Below are 19,597 nucleotides of genomic sequence, written 5' to 3'. Positions count from 1 at the left end.
AATTCACGAATTATATATACTAACCACTAAGAGCGATTAATATTGTTCACTCTCATTCGGGAAATCTTGTGTTTTTACATCGTCAACATATTGAGAAATAGCTGTCGTCATTTCTTCATATAGATGTAAATATCTGCGTAAAAATCTTGGGTTAAATTCGTGAGTCATGCCAAGCATATCGTGTAAAACTAATACTTGCCCATCTACATCTGGTCCAGCTCCAATACCAATAATTGGAATACTAACACTTTCGGCTACTTGTTTTGCTAGTTTAGCTGGTATTTTTTCTAATACAATAGCAAAACAACCTACTTTTTCTAACATTTTAGCATCCTTAATTAATTGTTTAGCTTCTTCCTCCTCTTTAGCTCTAACAGTATAAGTTCCAAATTTATATATAGATTGTGGTGTTAAACCTAAATGCCCCATAACAGGAATTCCTGCATTTAAAATTCGTTTTATAGATTCTTTTATTTCATTTCCACCTTCTAGTTTTACAGAATGTGCACCACTTTCTTTCATAATTCTTATGGCAGAACGTAAAGCTTCTTTTGGGTCACTTTGGTAGCTTCCAAAAGGTAAATCTACTACAACTAAACATCTATCTATGGCTCTAATTACAGAAGATGCATGATAAATCATTTGATCTAAAGTAATAGGAAGCGTTGTTTCGTGTCCTGCCATAACATTACTAGCAGAATCACCTACAAGAATAACATCTATACCAGCACCATCAACTATTTTTGCCATAGTATAGTCGTATGCTGTTAGCATAGATATTTTTTCACCATTGGCTTTCATATCAACCAAGGTTTTTACGGTAACGCGTTTGTATTCTTTTTTAGCTACAGACATGTGTTTTTTAGTTTAGTTTGCATGTAAAAATACTAAATTAAGAAGATACTCTTAAACTTTTTATTGTTATAGTAGGCCTTATAAATAAATGTGTGCTTAAAGTTACTAATTACCAAAGTGTTGCATTATAAAATGGCATTGGCTAATAATACTTTTGTTGCCATTGGATGCGCAAGGGATAGAAGAGGAAAGCCCACAGCGAGGTACGAGCGAGGACTTGTAACGTATAGCCCGACCCTTGTGGTTGCGCCCATATAATGACATGATTACTCCAGCTAAATACCTATAATTACTAATAATTTAATAAATATATGACACTATGACATATTTTTTTGGTTGGCATAATGATTGACTTATACAACCTGAAATTAAAAATGAACATTCAACACAATAAAAAAATATATTATGAGTAAAATTATTGGAATCGATTTAGGAACAACCAACTCTTGCGTTTCTGTAATGGAAGGTAACGAGCCAGTAGTTATTCCTAATGCAGAAGGGAAAAGAACAACACCATCTGTTATTGCTTTTGTAGAAGGCGGTGAGATTAAGGTTGGTGATCCTGCAAAAAGACAAGCGGTAACAAACCCAACAAAAACAGTTTATTCTATTAAACGTTTTATGGGTAATAAATATTCTGAGTCTAAAAAAGAGGCAGAACGTGTACCATATAAAGTAGTTAAAGGTGATAATGATACACCTAGAGTTGATATTGATGGTCGTTTATATACACCACAAGAATTATCGGCTATGATTCTTCAAAAAATGAAGAAAACTGCCGAAGATTATTTAGGAACAGATGTAACACGTGCTGTAATTACTGTACCTGCTTACTTTAATGATAGCCAACGTCAAGCTACTAAAGAAGCTGGTGAGATTGCTGGTTTAAAAGTAGAGCGTATTATTAACGAACCTACTGCGGCTGCTTTAGCTTACGGTATGGACAAAAAAGGAACAGACCAGAAAATTGTGGTTTTTGACTTTGGTGGAGGAACACATGATGTATCTATCTTAGAATTAGGAGATGGTGTATTTGAAGTACTTTCTACTGATGGTGATACACATTTAGGTGGTGATGATGTTGATGAGAAAATCATTAACTGGTTAGCAGATGAGTTTCAAGCTGATGAGAATATGGACTTACGTAAAGACCCAATGTCTTTACAACGTTTAAAGGAAGCTGCTGAAAAAGCGAAGATTGAATTATCATCTTCTGCACAAACAGAAATTAACTTACCTTATATTACGGCTACTGCTAGCGGACCAAAACACTTAGTGCGCACATTAACACGTTCTAAATTTGAGCAATTAATTGACGATTTAGTAAAACGTACTATCGAGCCATGTGAGTCTGCTTTAAAAGCAGCTGGTTTATCAAAATCAGATATTGATGAAGTTATTTTAGTAGGTGGTTCTACACGTATTCCTGCAGTACAAGCAGCAGTTGAGAAATTCTTTGGAAAAGCGCCAAGTAAAGGTGTAAACCCTGATGAAGTTGTGTCTCTTGGAGCTGGTATTCAAGGTGGTGTATTAACTGGTGATGTTAAAGATGTATTACTTCTTGATGTTACACCATTATCTCTTGGTATTGAAACTATGGGTAATGTATTTACTAAGTTAATTGAAGCGAATACTACGATTCCTACTAAGAAATCGCAAGTATTCTCTACAGCAGCAGATAATCAGCCTTCAGTAGAAATTCACGTATTACAAGGTGAAAGAGCTATGGCAGCAGATAATAAAACAATTGGACGTTTCCATTTAAGTGATATTCCACCAGCAAGACGTGGAACACCACAAATTGAAGTAACGTTTGATATTGATGCGAATGGTATCATAAAAGTATCAGCTGAAGATAAAGCAACTGGTAAGAAACAAGATATTAGAATTGAAGCATCTTCTGGTTTAAGTGAAGAAGAAATTCAAAAAATGAAAGCAGATGCTGAAGCAAATGCTGAAGCAGATAAAGCTGCTGCAGAACAAGCTCAGAAATTAAATGAAGCAGATTCTATGATTTTCCAAACGGAAAAACAATTAGAAGAGTTTGGTGATAAATTATCTGAAGATAAAAAACAACCAATCGTTGATGCTTTAGAAGAGTTGAAAAAAGCTTATGAAAGTAAAGATTTAGAAGTTATTACTCCTGCTTTAGATAAAATAAATGAAGCTTGGAAAGTGGCCTCTGAAGAAATGTACAAAGCACAAGCGGAAGCTCAAGGTGGAGGTGAAGCTCCAGGACCAGATGCTAGCCAAGGTGGAGAAGCTGAAGGAAGTGATGTTGAAGATGTTGACTTTGAAGAAGTGAAGTAATATAACTTATAGTTTAAAAACTGAAGTTAAAAGTTTAAAAAACGCAATCATTAATTTGGTTGCGTTTTTTTATGAAGTAGCCTAAAGCAATTATCTAATTAGGTTTGTTTTTTAATTGAAAGTTATTTTGATTTTTGGAGGTTCGTTTAAAGGTATCGACTATGGATAGTTGCGTGGGTTAGCACTTAATTTTACAAGTATGTACCGAGCTGATAATCCACGAGGAATTTCCAAAGTAGGCGAGAACAAGCAATTACTTATAGCCTTTGTTACCAGCTATTTCGGTTTTATTCTATACTATTCCATATTTCATAGAAAACAGCTCCACTATTCTCTTTTTGGGAATCGGTATTAGTTATTAAGATTCTTCCTCTTCCGGTTTTAGTATCAAAAAACATAAAGCTATTTATGCCAGGATCACCACCAGTATGTCCAATAACATTATATGCAGGTTCTAAGTCCAAAAATAAACCTGTATTATATCCTTCATTTTTATTTTCTTTTTCTTGAAAAGCTTTTTCTTGTAATTGAGGTTTGAATAATTCTTTGTAGCTATTAGCATTGAGAATAGTTCCATTTCCGTAATGACCTTTAATCAATTCGACTAGAAAACTACTTAAATCTGTACTTGAAGTTATGAGTCCTCCATCGGGATAAGAGAGTATTCTATAATAAGGTAATTTATGATTGTCAGCATATAATTTTGAATAGTTGCTACTATCCACATCTTCAAAAAACCAGCCAGTAGAATGCATTTTCAATGGCTTAAAAATGTGCTCTTTTGTGAAATTACTGAAGGGTTTTTTAGCAGCAGACTCAATAACTAAACCACATAGGGCTGCCCCAATATTACTATATTCATAAATTTCTCCAGATTTTCTATTTGCAAAAGTAGATTCAGTATAAAACTCTCCAGAACCTTTTAAAACCTTACTTAAATATTCTTTTAAAGGTATCCAATTAGAAGAAGGGTTCTGGTAATATGTTCCGTATTTTTCCATAAGATTCTCGGATATTGGAATATTATTTTTGTTTATATAACAGGTCTCCAAGTAAATATCTGTATCTACAATTGTACTTGTATGAGTGGCTAGGTGTCGAATCGTGATAACATCTTCGGGATAGTTTGGATTTATAACCTTAAAAGGCAAATGCATATTTATCGGGTCATCCAAATTTACTAGATTCATTTCTTGAGCTTTCAATAAGGCCATACCAATAAAAACTTTTGAAACAGATGCAATATTAATAATCGTATTTGCAGTATATTTTTTCTTTTCTTCAACATTGGCATAGCCAAACCCTTTATTGTAAAGAATTCCTGTTGAATCTACTATAGTAGCTGAAAAGCCGTTGAAAATCTTTAAATTATAAAGGCTATCTAATTTTTTGTCCAAAATGATATTGTTCGGGTTGTTAGTTCTATCAATTTCTAAATCAGATGGTTTGTCCTTTCTTTCTTGACAAGAAAAGCATAGAATTGTGGATAGAATAATAAATATGTATTTCATTTTCTAGTATTGTTTACTTACTGTTAATGTTCTTACGGATATGAAATCGTTTTAATACAGAAACAAGTTCAGCACGGTTAGTTTTATATCCGACATTAAACGAAGTTAGTTGATTTTTTTCACAAAGTAAAGCGCATTATTAATTTATAACTCATTATAAAACTGTACAGATATCCATTCAAAACATTTATTTTTACCAGAAATTTAAAGCATGTTCTTTTCAACAAAAATAAAATCTAAATACACTTCAAAACGTCTAGCAGTTAAACTTAACTCAAAAGGCGAACAATTTGTTGTACAAGGACATCCTTGGGTATTTTCAAATAATATTACCAAAATAAATGATGATGCAAAATCTGGTGATTTAGCTATTGTTTTTAGTAAAAACAAAAACAGAGTGGTTGGTTTAGGCTTGTATGATGCCAATTCGCCCATTCGAATAAAAATGCTACATAGTAGTCATGAAAAGGCTGAGATTAATGCCACATTTTTTAAAAACAAAATAAGAGACGCTTATAACAAAAGACAACCTTTATTAAAAACAAATACTAATAGCTACCGATTATTATTTGGTGAAAACGATGGTTTTCCTGGTTTAATAGCAGATGTTTATGCATCCGTTTTGGTAGTAAAAATTTATTCTGAAATCTGGTTGCCTTACCTAGAAAGTATCATTCCAAGTTTGCAGCAAATAGCTCAAGCAGAAACAGTTGTTATTCGATTAAGTAGAAGTTTAGAGCAATCAAAAGCGCATCAACTTAAAAATGGCGAAGTTGTTTATGGTGTTTTAGAAAATGAAGTTGTAGAATTTGTAGAACATGGCGTTAATTTTTCTGCAAATGTTATTAAAGGTCATAAAACGGGCTACTTTTTAGACCATCGTGCTAACCGAAAACAAGTAGGCGAGTGGAGTAAGGGAAAAACAGTTTTAGATGTGTTTAGTTATGCTGGTGGATTTTCTGTACATGCTTTATTTAATGGCGCTAAAGAAGTGACGAGTTTAGATATTAGTAAGCAAGCACTAGAAATAGCCATTAAAAACGGTAAACTAAATAACTATTCGGGTAAACATAAAACTATTGCTGGCGATGCTTTCGCGGAATTAAAACAACTCATAAAAAACAAAGTTACTTTTGATGTGGTGGTAATAGATCCGCCAAGTTTTGCAAAACAAGCATCAGAAATTGAATTAGCCAAAAAGAAATATGCACAACTAGCAGAGTTAGGTGCTAAGCTAATAGCTAAAAAAGGCTTATTAGTGTTAGCATCATGTTCTTCTAGAGTTTTAGCACAACAATTTTTAGATATTAATAGTCAAACTCTAGCCTTATCCAACAGACATTTTAAAATAGTTTTAAAGACAGATCATGATACAGATCATCCTGTTAGTTTTCCAGAAGGCGCTTATTTAAAATGTGGTTATTATCGTTTTTTAGACTAGGATTTGTTTTTGCATTAATTCTGATGAATTTTTAAAAACTAGATATATTTATAAAAAAAGCGCAATCATTAATTTGATTGCGCTTTTTTATTAAATAAGGGCCTTATTAAATAAACGCACCTTTTTCATTTGTCTTAATTGTAATGATTTCATCTTCATTTTCAAGTTTGATTTTATATACTTGTTTTAAAGAATCTTTTTCCATTTGGTACTTAATATAATACACATCTTCAACTATTCCCCAGTTAGGGAAACGCTTTGAAACTGCTTGTAATACTACTTGTGGTAATCTTATATTATTATATTTTTCAATAGTTCTAACAATTTTGCCATTAGCATCATATGCAGCAACAATTTTTCCTTCTGGTATATAAAAAGATACACTATAAGTATCCTGTTCATCATCATATAATTCTGATTGCTCTACATTTTTATAATTTAGTACAGCTTCTTCTAATTTTTTTACATTTTCAGGAACATTATTAGAGTCTACAGCATCAATATATTTATAATTTATAGAAATGACTGCTTCTTGTAGTTCGACAGTTTGAGAATTCACTTGGATGGTTAATCCAAAAATAAGTAAACCAATGATTATTTTTTTCATGACAGCGTATAATAAATTTTGAGTTGTAAAATTAACTATGCGTGCATAATAAAAAAATGATAAAAGTCATAAAACCAGTTATTTAACTAAAAATAATATTGATAAAAACTATAACTAATTGATTATTAGATACTATGCGTGCATAATATTTTTATTATATTTGAAAAAAAATAACGATGGAAACCAAACTTACACAACTTTTAAATATTAAGTATCCAATAATTCAAGCTCCAATGTTTTTGGTTTCAAATGTCGCTATGGTTAAAGAAGCTATGGTAGGGGGCATTGCAGGTTGTATACCAGCATTAAATTATAGAACTTTAGATGAATTACGCATGGCTTTAAGAGAATTAAAAGCTGTAAAGCCTGAAGGCGGTTCTTTTGGGTTTAATCTTATTGTAAACAAATCTAATGTAAAGTATAAAGGGCAATTAGAAGTGATTTGTGAAGAAGGTTGTGATTTTATAATTACATCGTTAGGAAGCCCAGAAGAAACCATAAATCAAGCACATAAGGTAGGAATTAAAGTGTTTTGTGATGTAACAGATTTAAAATTTGCAAAAAAAGTTGAAGCTTTAGGTGCCGATGCTATAATAGCTGTTAATAATGAAGCAGGTGGACATCGAGGAAACTTATCACCAGAATTATTAATTAAAGAATTGAGTTCAAATTGTGCTATTCCTATTATTTCTGCAGGCGGTGTTGGATGTAAGGCCGATATTGATAAAATGTTGGGTTATGGCGCAGAAGGTGTTTCTGTTGGGAGTCCATTTATTGCATCAGTAGAAGCTGGTGTTACAGAAGAATATAAGCAAGCCTGCGTCGATTATGGCGCGAAGGATATTGTAATGACCGAGCGTATTTCAGGCACACCATGTACAGTAATAAATACAGATTACGTAAAAAAAATAGGCACTAAACAAACCTGGTTAGAATCTGTTTTAAATAAAAATAAGAAGTTAAAAAAATGGGTAAAAATGATTCGTTTTTCTATAGGTATGAATGCTACTAAAAATGCGGCTACCAAAGCTACTTATAAAACTGTTTGGGTGGCAGGGCCAAGTATAGAGCATACCAAGAAAATTCTACCAACAAAGGATATTATAAAGAAGTTAGTTAATTAACTATAGCAACCTTTTTTAGGGTTTCTTTTTTCTTTTTGCCAACAAATAATTGAAGTGTTGTACTTGCAACTAAACCACCCATTGAGGTCGCAATCATTTCACCAGTATCAAAACGGCCATCAATAATGTGTCCATCATAAAATTCTTTAGAAAAGCCTACTAAAGTGGAAGCAGCCAAGCTATACCAAAAGGCCTTTTTCTTGTTTTTGGTTTTTGTATAAACATAGGCGTAAGTTCCTCCGGAAATTATAAATCCAGCACCAAAATGTAATGTGTCATCTTCAGACACAAATTGGGCATTACAAAAATTTACAAAGGATAAAGCTAATAGTAAAGCAAATATCTTCATGTTAAAAATGTTGATGAATGTAAGTATAACTGTTATTAACTAATTGTTTTATAAATACTTGTTGAATTTACTAATTAATTGGTTAAAAACGATTAAACGCTCATTTAGGTTTTAAAATTCTTAAATTTGATTGTCATAACAATTACTCTATTTATGAAAATTGAAAATGAAGATCAACTTCGTAAATTATATGGCTATCCAAGCAGAAGAGCTAAAGAAAAGGTTTTAACTCGCTTAGAAAAGCATGCCATAAATTTTATTGAAACATCTCCTTTTTTAGTCATGTCAACTTCTAATAAAAAAGGAAAAATGGATGCATCACCGCGTGGAGGAGTAGCTGGCTTTGTAAAAGTAATGGATAAAACAACACTTGTTATTCCTGATGTAAAAGGCAATAATAGAGTAGATAGTATTAGTAATATTGTAGAAACTGGCCGTATCGGATTACTGTTTTTAATACCTGGAATTGATGAAACCTTACGTGTTAATGGAAGTGCTTATTTATCTACTGATACTAAATATTTAGAATTGTTTACACAAGAACAAAATTTACCAAAAGCCTCCATAGTAGTGTCAGTTGAAGAAGTTTTTTTACATTGTGCTAAAGCCTTTATGCGTTCTAAATTATGGGATGCATCAGCTCAAATTGATAGTCATTCTTTTCCAACAATGGGGCAAATGCTAAAAGATCAATTAGGTACAAAAGAAGCACCAGAAACAAGAGAGGCAATGATAAAACGTTACAAAAAGGATTTGTAATAAATATATCAAATACAAAATGTATCATTTTTTATGTAACTTTTTAAGGTTGTTAGTCGTCATACAATAACAATCAAAAAATACAACAATCAATCAAAAAATCATCTTATGAAATCAAAATCAAATTTTTTTCACTCAAAACAAGGCTTATTTTTACTTGCGTTACTATTATTTAGTTACATATCTTTTTCACAATCAAAGGCAGATAAAATAGATCAACTTATTAGTAAATATCAAGAATACGGAAAGTTTAATGGTTCTGTTTTAGTATCAGATAAAGGTAAAGTTATCTTTAAAAAAGGTTTCGGAATGGCAAATATGGAATGGGATATTCCTAACGCACCAGATACGAAACACCGTTTAGGCTCCATTACCAAACAATTTACAGCCATGCTTATTTTACAATTAGCAGAAGTAGGGAAGTTAGACTTACAAGCACCAATTACAACCTACCTTCCAGACTACCCAAAGGAAACGGGAGATATAATTACGGTGCATCATCTTTTAACACACACATCTGGCATACCAAATTACACATCGTTTCCTAAGTTTTTTGAAGATGTAAGTCGCAATCCATTTACACCAGATGAATTTGTAAAACAGTTTGATGAAAAAGATCTAGATTTCGAACCAGGAAAACAATTCAGCTATAGCAATTCGGGGTATTTCCTTTTAGGTGTTATAGTTGAAAAATTAACAGGAAGCACTTATGAAGAACAGCTTCATGAAAAAATTTTTAAACCTTTAAACATGAATGCTACAGGTTTTGATAACCACAGCGAGATCTTAAAAAGCAGAGCTACAGGTTACGAAAAACAAGGTGACGGTTACGTGAATTCTAGATATTTAGATATGTCTATACCTTATGCTGCAGGATCCATGTATTCTACCGCAGAAGATCTGTACCTCTGGGATCAAGCCTTATATGGCAACAAAATACTGTCTAAAAAATATATGGATTTATTTTTTAAGCCTTATATATCAGCTTGGGGCGATAACCATTATGCTTATGGTTGGGGCGTTGGTTACGAAAACCTTGGTAAGTCTAAAGATAGCATTTTTACCATAGCGCATGGCGGAGGTATAAATGGCTTTAATACCAATATAGCAAGAACGCCATCAGATAAATCGTTAATTGTACTTTTAAATAATACAGGAGGCGCACCGCTTCAAGATATCACTATTGCCATTCTAGGTATCATCCATGGAAAAGACTATAGTATGCCTAAAAAATCGGTTGCAGATGCTTTTTATACTGTTATAGAAGCTAAAGGTATAGATGCTGGAATTTCACATTATAATAGTATTAAAAGTGCTGAAACTTATAACTTAAGTGAAAGCGAAATGAACAGTATGGGCTATAAACTCATGGGTTCTAGTAAAGTTGAAGAAGCCGCAAAAGTATTCGAACTTATTATTGAAGCCTTCCCAAAATCATCAAACGCATATGATAGTTATGGGGAAGCTTTAATGACTTTAGGTAAAAAAGATTTAGCTATTAAAAACTATAGAAAATCGGTTGATCTAAACCCAAATAACCAAAACGGCATAGACTTTTTAAAGAAGCTGGGCGACGATGTTAGCGATTTAGTAAAAGAAGTAAACGTACCAGACGCTATTTTAGAAACCTACCTTGGTAAATACGAACTTATGCCTGGTTTTGTTTTAACGGTTACCAAAGAAGGCAACCAATTAAAAACCCAAGCTACAGGACAGCCCGTTTTTGATGTGTTTCCTAAATCTGAAAACGTATTTTATTTAAAAGTAGTAACTGCACAATTAACCTTTAATAAAAATGAAGTAGGAGTAATAGATAGCGTAACGCTTTTACAAGGTGGTCGAGAAATTATTGGTAAACGTATAGAGTAAAAAATGATACTAGTTATTTAATAATATAAACACTTTTCAATATTTTGGGAGGTGTTTTTGATTATTATTGATTAATGAGTACTTATTGATTTAATAGTAAGAATTTTCTAATTTCAATTATCAATCAATATCATTCAATGAAACTGAATGATTTCTTAACGTTCTACATAATTTGAATAAACAGATATTGTAACAAAACAAGAAAATTAACTACTAATAATTTAAAACAACAACTGTATTATTTATGAAAAGCTTGATTTTAGTATTTATTTTCTTTTTTAATTTTTCTTTTGCTAATTCACAAGATAGCAAAATTGACCAGGACAAAATTAAAGAAGATTTAAATGAAATCATAACCGACATATCACACAACTATGTTTACCTACAAGAAAAAAATATAGATTTAAATTGTTTACAAGAATACTACATAAAACAAATTCCAAAAATTAAAACAGAAGAAGAAACAGTATTGTTTTTTGAGTATTTACTTAACGAGTTTTATGATAATCATCTTACTTTAAGAACAAATACAAATTCTTCTTTTCGTCTTTTTGCACCAATTTATACTGGAATAGAAAATGGAAAGTTAATCGTAACAAACATTTGGCAGTCGCAAATAGAAAGTTCAAATCAAAATATAATCGGAGCTGAAATTATAAAATTTAATGGAATTGATTTTGAGCAAGTTATTAAGGATTTTCCAACGTATTGTAATGATAAAAGTCTTCCTGAAACTAAAGAATGGATTGCTAATAAAATTTTAGCAGGTCGATACAATGAACCAAGAATATTGAGTTTAAAATTACCCAACAAAAAAGAAATTGAATACAATTTAGATAGCATCAAGTTAAAAAATAATGAAGGTTTATTACATTCCAAAACGATTAATAAAATTGGAATAATTAAAATAAACAACTCACTTGGAGATGATGATTTAGTAAGTGCATTTGATAAAGCATTAAATAAATTATCAAATACAAAAGGTCTTATTATAGATTTAAGAAATACAATATTTGGTGGAGACTCATATGAAGCTCGTGGAATTATGAGTAGATTTATAAAAGAGCCCAAACCTTATCAAAAACACTCATTTATTGAGAAATCAAAAAACAATCCAAATGTTGAAAGAAGTTGGATTGAATATGTTGCTCCTCGTTTGGAGCAATACGAAAAACCTGTTGTAATTTTAGTTGGTCGTTGGACAGGAAGTATGGGAGAAGGACTTGCAATTGGTTTTGAAGGAATGGAAAGAGCTGAAATCGTTGGTTCAGAAATGAGAAGATTAGCTGGAGAAGTTTATGATTTTAGTTTTAAGCACCAAAGATATGGTTACAAACTTTCTACAGCGAAGTTGTATCACATAAATGGTACAATAAGAGAAAAATATATTCCAACGAATTATGTAAAACAAACGTCAACTGAAAAAGATGAAACTTTGGAAAAAGGAATTAAACTCATTAACAAATTAACGGAGTAAAACCCCTTTCTACTTTTTAAGAAAAACCTTATGATTAAATATTTGACATTCGGAATATCAATATCATTTATCTCTTGGATTGTCGGAATGATTTTTAATAGTATTCTATTAAAAACTAAGTATTATAAAAAACTGTCTAACCTGAACTTTGTTACGAACAATAAAATTAATAAATGTATTGGAATTAAGCAGTTCAAATGGATTGTTAAAAACACATTTTTCAAATTTTTTAACGGAAAAATAACCTTAAAAGATAAAAATGTAGAATTAAGTGAAATACGCATAGAAATGACAATTGCAGAAATAAGCCATTTAATCGGATTTATATTTGTTACTGTTATTGCCTTATACAAGAGCATTTCTCATAACTATTTATTCGGATTGATAATTATGATTGCTAATATAATAATGAACTTATATCCTTCACTTTTACAACAGGAAAATAAAAGACGAATTGACAAGTTGATTAAAAGAAAGATAAAAACTGTTTAGAAAACCTTTTGTAATAAATGGCTATTTCTCGCTTATTTACTAAAATATTCGTGGATTTACTATTCGGTTTATATTTGCTAAATTAGGTACCTAAACACCTAACTAACCATACATAAACACGATAAGCGTAATAACCAAAAACCCACAGTTACGAGTTTAAATAAAGTCCCCTTTTTAATTCAAGAATCGTTCTTGATACGATATTTTTAATCATTTTAAAACACCATAATACCTTGGTACAGAATTTGTTTGTAACAAAACAGTAAGTTTTACTACATATAAGTAGAACCGATTTAAAAAAACAGAAAAATGATTATAAATAAAGCAACTATTACCCTAGGTATAATAGCCGGTACAGCCATTGGCGCAACCATTGGTGTTTTATTGGCACCAGAAAAGGGTAGTGCTACAAGAGACAAATTAAAGAAAGAAGCATCAACTATTAAAGATCAGTTTATTAAGGATGCTAAAGAAGTTAAAGAAGATTTAACAAAAACAGCAGCTTCTGGTAAAGAGACTCTAAAAAAAGAGTTTGTAAATGTAGCAACTAAAGCAAGTTATAAAACAGACCATGTTATTACATTCTTAGAAAAGCAATTAGCTATTTTAAAAGCTAAAAATAAAAATTTGCAGAAAACAAGTTAGTCGTTAAGTATTTTATAATTTGTAATTTCTACATAAGAAATGGCATTGGTTTTCTGAATCTGTTATGAGATTCCTCCGTTGTCGGAATGACAAGTTGAATTTAAATGTATGCTTTAAAAACATCCTTTTTAATACCATCCCATTCTTCCTTCAAAATTCCATAACAACAGGTGCTACGTTTAAAACCATCAAGCATCAAAACATCTTTTCTTAAAATACCTTCAAGGGTGCCACCAAGCTTTTCAACTGCTTTTCTTGAGCGTTTGTTACGCTCATCAATAGTAAAACCAACTTTATCAAATTTCAACGTTTCAAAAGCATATTGTAGCATTAAAAATTTCATATTCATATTTAATCCTGTGCCTTGAAATTCGCGTCCAATCCAAGTCCAACCTATGTATAAAACTTTGTTATGCCAGTTAATATGACCAAATCGTGTACAACCAGCAAATTCCTGTTTGTCCTTATCAAATATTATAAATGGGATAGCTTTTTTATCTAGCTGTCTATTTAAGGCCGTTTGTACATAGGCTTTTAAATCTTCTGGGGTATCCACTTTACTTGGCGAATATTGAACTAAGTTTTCTTGTTTAGCAATGTTTAATAAGTGCATATAGTTATCCATACTTAATGGGGATAATTTTGCACGTTGGTTTTCTAAAGTAGGTACAATCATTTACTTAAGTAATAGGTTTAATTCTCTATGCATTTTGTACTTTTACAAACACGATTTAAAAATACATTTTTATATGCAATTATCTAAAAAAGATGTTTTAGAACAAGCTAAAATAGCATGCAAAAACACTTTAATGGAAACGTTACAAATTGAAATGATAGACTTTGGTGAAGATTTTTTAGTTGCCAGAATGCCTGTTAATTCTAGAGTACACCAACCCGATGGTGTTTTACATGGGGGTGCTACAGCTGCCTTAGCAGAAAGTGTAGGGAGTTTTGCATCTCATATTTTTATTGATACAGATACGTTTTTTGTTCGTGGAATAGAAATTACAGCCAACCATTTAAAAAGTGTAAAAGATGGTTTTGTATATGCTAAAGCAACGTTTTTACACAAAGGAAAAACCACACAATTATTAGATATTAGAGTTACTGATGAAGCTGATAATTTAATTTCTATTTGTAAGCTATCTACCATTTCTTTACCTAAAAAATAAGCATGACTTCATCTGATTTTTTTGAGCGTATTGAAACGCATTTTCAAAATAATTTACCATTTGTAACATACAGAAAACCAAATAAGGTTAAAATTTATGCACGTTTGCAAAAGGACTCAAGTTTAAATTTTGTTGAAGATTTTAATGAAAAAGGTTTTGTGTTTTCTCCATTTGATGCTATTGATAAAACAGTTTTAATACCCAACATTATTTCAAACCTCATTAGTTCAGATTTTTCACCATCAAATATATTAAAAGTATCAAAAGTTATAGATGAGTCTGTGACATCAAATTCTAAAGCCAATCATATTAACTTGGTTAAAAAAGGAGTAGCAGCTATTAATAACTCAGAATTTAAAAAAGTTGTGTTATCAAGACAAGAAACCATAAGTCTTTCTAAGGGTGACCCTTTTCAAATATTTAAAAACCTTTTAAATAATTATAAATCGGCATTTGTTTATTGTTGGTATCATCCAAAAGTAGGATTGTGGTTAGGAGCTACACCAGAAACTTTAATAAAAATTGAAGGAAATAGGTTTTCAATTATGGCATTAGCAGGTACACAAGATTATAAAGGCAGTTTAGATGTTGTTTGGCAAAATAAAGAAAAACAAGAACAGCAGTTTGTTACAGATTTTATAATAGATAACCTAAAACCATCTATTGAGAACTATAAAGTTTCTGATACAGAAACCGTTAAAGCAGGTAATTTAGTGCATTTAAAAACCATGATTTCTGCACATTTAAAACCCAATACACCTTTAAAAAATGTTATTGAAGCTTTACACCCAACACCAGCAGTTTGTGGGTTACCAAAACTGGCTGCAAAACAATTTATTTTAAAAAACGAACATTATAATCGTGAATTTTATACAGGCTTTTTAGGTGAATTAAATTGCGAAGCAACTATTGCACCACGTTCTAGTAAACGTAATATTGAAAATAGAGCTTATGCCGTAAAACGAAAAAGTACACAATTGTACGTTAATTTACGTTGCATGCAACTTAAAAATAAACAAGCTATAATTTATATTGGTGGTGGTATAACTAAAAGTTCTGATGCTGAAAGCGAGTGGGCAGAAACTGTCTCAAAATCGTTAGTAGTAAAATCTATTTTATAACTGGTGTTTTAATAGGCTATTTCGTATTTTTGCTATACAAAATAGTTAGATGACTTACCCAAAAATTCCGCTTGCTCAAACCGTTATTCAACTCTGTAAGACCAAAGGTATTAAGCATATTGTTATTTCTCCTGGAAGTAGAAATGCGCCTTTAACAATAGGTTTTACTCACGATAATTTTTTTAAATGCTATAGTATTGTTGATGAACGATGTGCTGCATTTTTTGCCTTAGGTATTGCACAACAATTGCAGGAGCCTACAGCTGTAGTTTGTACATCTGGAAGTGCTTTGTTAAATTATTACCCTGCGATTTCAGAAGCTTTTTATAGTGATATTCCTTTGGTAGTTTTATCTGCAGATCGGCCAAAACATTTGGTTGGTATAGGAGATGGGCAAACTATTAATCAGAAAAATGTTTTTGAAAATCATATTTTATATTCTGCAAATTTAAAATTAGATTTAAAAGATGAAAAGCATGTACCTGCACATGAAGAACTTCCTATATTTAAAAATTTGGAAGATAAGTTTGAACGATTATTAGGTTTACAAAAGGATATTCAAACACATAATGAAGAAGAGATAAATACTGCAATAAATTTCGCGAAAATTAAAAAAGGGCCTGTGCATATTAATGTACCTTTTGATGAGCCATTATATGAAATGGTAGATAAGTTAAGCGTAGCTCCTAAAGCCATAGAATCAACTATAAAAACTGAAGTTATTGAAGATTATGTTTTACAATCTTGTTTTGAAGATTGGAATGCATCATCAAAAAAAATGATTCTTGTTGGAGTAAATGAACCAAATCAAATAGAACAAAAATGGTTGGATGAATTAGCTGAAGATGATAGTGTGATTGTGCTTACAGAAACAACATCAAACATACATCATTCTAGTTTTTTTCCGAGTATTGATAAGTTAATTGCACCACTTTCTGAATCTGAAAAACTGCAATTACAACCCGATATTTTAGTGACTTTTGGAGGGTTAATTGTATCAAAAAAAATAAAACAATTTTTAAGAAAATATCAACCTAAACACCATTGGCATATTAATAATAAAATGGCTAATGATACTTTTTTTTGTTTAGATAATCATTTTAAAAACACACCCAACGAGTTTTTTAAAACCTTTTTACCAAGAGTAACACATTATGTAAAAAGTAATTATAAATCAACCTGGACAGCAGTTAAACAGCACAGAACAAAAAGGCATAAAGCATATATGGCTGAAATACCGTTTTCTGATTTTAAGGTTTTTAATAGCGTTTTAAAATCGATTCCTAATGATTATATTTTGCAATCGGGTAATAGCTCAACTATTCGTTATACTCAATTATTTAAAATACATAAAAGTATTGAAGTGTTTTGTAACCGAGGCACAAGTGGTATTGATGGAAGCACATCAACAGCCATTGGTTGCGCTGTTGCTAGTGAGAAGCCAACGGTTTTTGTAACTGGCGATTTAAGTTTTTTTTACGATAGTAATGCACTATGGAATAATTACATACCAAAAAATTTCAGGATTATAATTGTAAATAACCAAGGAGGAGGCATTTTTAGAATATTACCTGGGCATAAAAATACAGAGAATTTCAACACATATTTTGAAACCAATCATGATTTAAATGCAGAGTATTTATGTAAAATGTATGGTTTTAAATATGAATCTGCTTGTAATGAAGACGAACTTAAAAATATATTAGAATCCTTTTATTCTAATGGTGATGAGCCAAAATTATTAGAGGTTTTTACACCAAAACTTATTAATGATGAAGTACTGTTAAACTATTTTGAATTTATTAAGTAATAATGTGACAATTTGATATTTTATGTGTCTAAAAATTAGTTATCTTTATTACAGTTATAAATTTAAATTATTTTCTAACATATAAAACAAAATCATTATGAGTAAAAGAGACGAGCTTATTGTAAAGTATGCTGCAGATTTAAAAGACAAATGCGGAATTAGCGCAGACATGGATTTATTAAAAAAAGTTACTATTGGTTGCGGACCTTCAATTTATAATAAGGATGCTGCTACTGTTTCAGGATCGGATGCATCTGAGTTAGCAACTGTTAAAAACAATTTTTTAATTAAAAAATTAGGTTTAAGTGATGGACCAAAATTAGACGAAGCAATTGCTTCTGTAATGGATACTTACGGTAAATCTAATCGTAATAAATACAGAGCTGTAGTTTATTATATGTTAACTAAGCATTTTGGTAAAGAGTCTATTTACTAGAAATAAGATTATAAAAATTAAAAAGCGCTGCATTAATGTAGCGCTTTTTTTATTTTAAAAAATTATGGATAATTATAATTTTGGCGTTATAACATATGCTATTATTTGTTGCGCAAGGGATTGAACGGTATGTTTGAGCTCGCCGACGCAGGAGGAAGCGAGTAGTGAAAGCCCGACCTTAAAGGGTTGCGCCATTAAAAAAAATATAAATAAATGCTTAAAGTTGAGTTGAACTTAAAGGCGTGTTAGATTGAAAAATTGTTACCTTTACGGCATGATAAAATTAGGTGAAATAAACACATTAGAAATACTTCGTGAAACCGATCATGGTATTTATTTAGTTGATGATGAGGATAACCAAGTATTATTGCCAAATCGTTATGTACCTGAGGGTTTTAAGATTTGGGAAAAGCTTGATGTTTTTGTGTATTTAGATAATGAGGAACGCCCTGTTGCTTCAACAGATTTCCCTTATATTAAGCGTGGTGAATTTGCTTTATTACGCTGTAACCAAGTGACTGATTATGGTGCTTTTTTAGATTGGGGTTTAGTTAAGGAGTTATTTTGCCCATTTAAAGAACAGGCTTTTAAAATGAAACCTGGTGGTTGGTATTTGGTGCATTGTTATTTAGATGAAAAAACCGAAAGATTGGTGGCATCTAGTAAAACAAATCGATTTTTAGATAATAGAGAACTTACTGTTAGTGAGTTTGAGGCTGTTGATTTGATTGTATCTCACCCATCTGATATTGGAATGAATGTTATTGTAAATAAAAAACATATGGGTTTAATTTACAAAGACAGTATTTTTAAAGACCTTAGTATTGGAGATAAACTTAAAGGTATTGTTAAAAAAATAAGACCAGGTAATAAACTTGATATTTCTTTAGGCCAAGTAGGATATAGAAATATTGAACCTAATGCCGACCGTATTGTACAAGAGTTGCAAGATAATAGTGGTTATTTGAATTTAACAGACAAATCGAGCCCTGAAGCCATAAAAGAGGCGCTGCAAATGAGTAAGAAGAATTTTAAAAAGGCTGTTGGGACTTTGTATAAAAGGCGTGTTATAGAAATTAAACCAGATGGTATTTATTTAGCTTGACGAAAAAGACCACTATTTATAACTCTATTGTATACAATCTTAATGGCTTCGTTTAAATTATCGAAATCTATTTTTTCTGAAACACAAAACTTGTTTTCTATTTCAGCATTCATTTTACTAGCTAAATCGTGTCCTACAACCCCATAAGCGAAAAAGTTTTTTGCTTTTTCTTTAATAAGAGGCGTTTCTATTAGATTAATAGAATAAGAATTAATTCTGTTGGCTACTACACCAAATGGTTTTGAGTTGCCAAAGTAAGATGTTAGCTCATCAATAATTAAAGATGCATTTTTAATATCAAAATGAACACCTTCATGAAGTTCTACAACAGCAATATGGTTAAAAAAAAAGATGTTTCCGAGCTTATTTTCTACAAATTTTAATATCTGATTTGAAAATTTGGATTCTATTATTTTCATTATCTGCAAGTTATATACCTGATTTCTCTGGGGTGGATTAAATTAATACGATTTATTTAGGGTTTAAATATTTGACACACAGATTTTTAAATAGT

The 19,597-nt window shown here is 31.0% G+C and carries 19 protein-coding genes; 13 read left to right on the top strand and 6 right to left on the bottom strand.

The window, feature by feature from the left end; all coding sequences use genetic code 11:
- Positions 1-36: 36 nt before the first annotated feature.
- A complete protein-coding gene (gene panB, locus Q0842_RS15215; protein ID WP_298500117.1) occupies positions 37-855 on the bottom strand; it encodes a 3-methyl-2-oxobutanoate hydroxymethyltransferase in 819 nt (272 codons plus the stop codon).
- Positions 856-1,260: 405 nt separating this feature from the next.
- On the opposite strand from panB, the gene dnaK reads away from it, so the two are divergent.
- Positions 1,261-3,165 (top strand): molecular chaperone DnaK, encoded by a 1,905-nt coding sequence (gene dnaK / locus Q0842_RS15210; RefSeq protein ID WP_298500114.1) that lies wholly within the window; start codon positions 1,261-1,263, stop codon positions 3,163-3,165.
- Positions 3,166-3,452: 287 nt separating this feature from the next.
- On the opposite strand, the gene Q0842_RS15205 is transcribed toward dnaK, so the two are convergent.
- Positions 3,453-4,676, bottom strand: a complete 1,224-nt coding sequence (locus Q0842_RS15205; protein ID WP_298500111.1) for a serine hydrolase — start codon at positions 4,674-4,676, stop codon at positions 3,453-3,455.
- Positions 4,677-4,887: 211 nt separating this feature from the next.
- On the opposite strand from Q0842_RS15205, the gene Q0842_RS15200 reads away from it, so the two are divergent.
- Positions 4,888-6,117: a class I SAM-dependent rRNA methyltransferase gene (locus Q0842_RS15200; protein ID WP_298500108.1), complete on the top strand. Its 1,230-nt coding sequence runs from the start codon at positions 4,888-4,890 to the stop codon at positions 6,115-6,117.
- A gap of 106 nt (positions 6,118-6,223) precedes the next feature.
- Here the strand turns inward: Q0842_RS15200 and Q0842_RS15195 are convergent, their stop codons facing one another.
- On the bottom strand, positions 6,224-6,724 hold the full coding sequence (locus tag Q0842_RS15195; RefSeq protein WP_298500105.1) for a nicotinate-nucleotide adenylyltransferase: 501 nt from the start codon (positions 6,722-6,724) through the stop codon (positions 6,224-6,226).
- Positions 6,725-6,900: 176 nt separating this feature from the next.
- Here Q0842_RS15195 and Q0842_RS15190 point away from each other — a divergent pair, with 176 nt between their 5' ends.
- Positions 6,901-7,848: a nitronate monooxygenase gene (locus Q0842_RS15190; RefSeq protein ID WP_298500102.1), complete on the top strand. Its 948-nt coding sequence runs from the start codon at positions 6,901-6,903 to the stop codon at positions 7,846-7,848.
- Here Q0842_RS15190 and Q0842_RS15185 read toward each other — a convergent pair.
- Complete coding sequence (locus Q0842_RS15185) at positions 7,841-8,197, bottom strand: hypothetical protein (protein WP_298500099.1); 357 nt, start codon at positions 8,195-8,197, stop codon at positions 7,841-7,843. The genes Q0842_RS15190 and Q0842_RS15185 overlap by 8 nt on opposite strands.
- Positions 8,198-8,350: 153 nt before the next feature.
- Here Q0842_RS15185 and Q0842_RS15180 point away from each other — a divergent pair, with 153 nt between their 5' ends.
- The 5 genes from Q0842_RS15180 (at position 8,351) to Q0842_RS15160 (ending at position 13,439) form a co-directional block, all read left to right on the top strand.
- Positions 8,351-8,956, top strand: coding sequence for a pyridoxamine 5'-phosphate oxidase family protein (locus Q0842_RS15180; RefSeq protein WP_298500096.1), 606 nt, complete (start codon positions 8,351-8,353; stop codon positions 8,954-8,956).
- 108 nt (positions 8,957-9,064) lie between these two features.
- Entirely contained in the window at positions 9,065-10,825 is a 1,761-nt protein-coding gene (locus Q0842_RS15175; RefSeq protein WP_298500093.1) for a serine hydrolase, read from the top strand.
- A gap of 244 nt (positions 10,826-11,069) precedes the next feature.
- The gene (locus Q0842_RS15170) at positions 11,070-12,302 is read left to right on the top strand and encodes a S41 family peptidase (RefSeq protein WP_298500090.1); all 1,233 of its coding nucleotides are present in this window, start codon (positions 11,070-11,072) and stop codon (positions 12,300-12,302) included.
- A gap of 30 nt (positions 12,303-12,332) precedes the next feature.
- Entirely contained in the window at positions 12,333-12,794 is a 462-nt protein-coding gene (locus Q0842_RS15165) for a hypothetical protein (protein ID WP_366941133.1), read from the top strand.
- A gap of 309 nt (positions 12,795-13,103) precedes the next feature.
- Positions 13,104-13,439, top strand: a complete 336-nt coding sequence (locus Q0842_RS15160) for a YtxH domain-containing protein (protein WP_298500087.1) — start codon at positions 13,104-13,106, stop codon at positions 13,437-13,439.
- 100 nt (positions 13,440-13,539) lie between these two features.
- Here Q0842_RS15160 and Q0842_RS15155 read toward each other — a convergent pair whose 3' ends face one another.
- Entirely contained in the window at positions 13,540-14,115 is a 576-nt protein-coding gene (locus Q0842_RS15155) for a GNAT family protein (RefSeq protein ID WP_298500084.1), read from the bottom strand.
- 73 nt (positions 14,116-14,188) lie between these two features.
- Here Q0842_RS15155 and Q0842_RS15150 point away from each other — a divergent pair, with 73 nt between their 5' ends.
- The 5 genes from Q0842_RS15150 to Q0842_RS15130 all read left to right on the top strand — a co-directional run bounded on the left by Q0842_RS15150 (position 14,189) and on the right by Q0842_RS15130 (position 19,083).
- Complete coding sequence (locus Q0842_RS15150) at positions 14,189-14,611, top strand: PaaI family thioesterase (RefSeq protein WP_298500081.1); 423 nt, start codon at positions 14,189-14,191, stop codon at positions 14,609-14,611.
- A 2-nt stretch (positions 14,612-14,613) separates the two neighbouring features.
- Positions 14,614-15,732 carry a chorismate-binding protein gene (locus Q0842_RS15145; RefSeq protein WP_298500078.1) on the top strand — a complete coding sequence of 373 codons (1,119 nt, stop codon included), beginning with the start codon at positions 14,614-14,616 and terminating at the stop codon, positions 15,730-15,732.
- A gap of 49 nt (positions 15,733-15,781) precedes the next feature.
- Positions 15,782-17,542, top strand: a complete 1,761-nt coding sequence (gene menD, locus Q0842_RS15140) for a 2-succinyl-5-enolpyruvyl-6-hydroxy-3-cyclohexene-1-carboxylic-acid synthase (protein WP_298500075.1) — start codon at positions 15,782-15,784, stop codon at positions 17,540-17,542.
- A 97-nt stretch (positions 17,543-17,639) separates the two neighbouring features.
- Positions 17,640-17,978 (top strand): DUF2853 family protein, encoded by a 339-nt coding sequence (locus Q0842_RS15135; RefSeq protein WP_298500070.1) that lies wholly within the window; start codon positions 17,640-17,642, stop codon positions 17,976-17,978.
- Positions 17,979-18,252: 274 nt separating this feature from the next.
- Positions 18,253-19,083, top strand: a complete 831-nt coding sequence (locus Q0842_RS15130; protein WP_298500067.1) for a S1-like domain-containing RNA-binding protein — start codon at positions 18,253-18,255, stop codon at positions 19,081-19,083.
- Here the strand turns inward: Q0842_RS15130 and Q0842_RS15125 are convergent.
- Positions 19,071-19,502 carry a hypothetical protein gene (locus tag Q0842_RS15125; RefSeq protein WP_298500064.1) on the bottom strand — a complete coding sequence of 144 codons (432 nt, stop codon included), beginning with the start codon at positions 19,500-19,502 and terminating at the stop codon, positions 19,071-19,073. The two genes, Q0842_RS15130 and Q0842_RS15125, sit on opposite strands and share 13 nt — an antisense overlap.
- Between the last annotated feature and the right edge of the window lie 95 nt (positions 19,503-19,597).

The sequence above is a fragment of the uncultured Algibacter sp. genome, assembly GCF_947495675.1.
Classification (GTDB): Bacteria; Bacteroidota; Bacteroidia; order Flavobacteriales; family Flavobacteriaceae; genus Algibacter_B.
This window is presented reverse-complemented; position numbering and strand designations above follow the sequence as displayed.

Excerpts from the sequence above, each read along its gene's own strand:
- menD (WP_298500075.1), top strand. The coding sequence starts at position 15,782 with ATGACTTACCCAAAAATTCCGCTTGCTCAAACCGTTATTCAACTCTGT.
- Q0842_RS15160 (WP_298500087.1), top strand. The coding sequence starts at position 13,104 with ATGATTATAAATAAAGCAACTATTACCCTAGGTATAATAGCCGGTACA.
- dnaK (WP_298500114.1), top strand. The coding sequence starts at position 1,261 with ATGAGTAAAATTATTGGAATCGATTTAGGAACAACCAACTCTTGCGTT.
- Q0842_RS15175 (WP_298500093.1), top strand. The coding sequence starts at position 9,065 with ATGAAATCAAAATCAAATTTTTTTCACTCAAAACAAGGCTTATTTTTA.
- Q0842_RS15165 (WP_366941133.1), top strand. The coding sequence starts at position 12,333 with ATGATTAAATATTTGACATTCGGAATATCAATATCATTTATCTCTTGG.
- Q0842_RS15185 (WP_298500099.1), bottom strand. The coding sequence starts at position 8,197 with ATGAAGATATTTGCTTTACTATTAGCTTTATCCTTTGTAAATTTTTGT.
- Q0842_RS15150 (WP_298500081.1), top strand. The coding sequence starts at position 14,189 with ATGCAATTATCTAAAAAAGATGTTTTAGAACAAGCTAAAATAGCATGC.
- Q0842_RS15195 (WP_298500105.1), bottom strand. The coding sequence starts at position 6,724 with ATGAAAAAAATAATCATTGGTTTACTTATTTTTGGATTAACCATCCAA.
- panB (WP_298500117.1), bottom strand. The coding sequence starts at position 855 with ATGTCTGTAGCTAAAAAAGAATACAAACGCGTTACCGTAAAAACCTTG.
- Q0842_RS15135 (WP_298500070.1), top strand. The coding sequence starts at position 17,640 with ATGAGTAAAAGAGACGAGCTTATTGTAAAGTATGCTGCAGATTTAAAA.
- Q0842_RS15125 (WP_298500064.1), bottom strand. The coding sequence starts at position 19,502 with ATGAAAATAATAGAATCCAAATTTTCAAATCAGATATTAAAATTTGTA.
- Q0842_RS15145 (WP_298500078.1), top strand. The coding sequence starts at position 14,614 with ATGACTTCATCTGATTTTTTTGAGCGTATTGAAACGCATTTTCAAAAT.
- Q0842_RS15200 (WP_298500108.1), top strand. The coding sequence starts at position 4,888 with ATGTTCTTTTCAACAAAAATAAAATCTAAATACACTTCAAAACGTCTA.
- Q0842_RS15130 (WP_298500067.1), top strand. The coding sequence starts at position 18,253 with ATGATAAAATTAGGTGAAATAAACACATTAGAAATACTTCGTGAAACC.
- Q0842_RS15180 (WP_298500096.1), top strand. The coding sequence starts at position 8,351 with ATGAAAATTGAAAATGAAGATCAACTTCGTAAATTATATGGCTATCCA.
- Q0842_RS15190 (WP_298500102.1), top strand. The coding sequence starts at position 6,901 with ATGGAAACCAAACTTACACAACTTTTAAATATTAAGTATCCAATAATT.
- Q0842_RS15155 (WP_298500084.1), bottom strand. The coding sequence starts at position 14,115 with ATGATTGTACCTACTTTAGAAAACCAACGTGCAAAATTATCCCCATTA.
- Q0842_RS15170 (WP_298500090.1), top strand. The coding sequence starts at position 11,070 with ATGAAAAGCTTGATTTTAGTATTTATTTTCTTTTTTAATTTTTCTTTT.
- Q0842_RS15205 (WP_298500111.1), bottom strand. The coding sequence starts at position 4,676 with ATGAAATACATATTTATTATTCTATCCACAATTCTATGCTTTTCTTGT.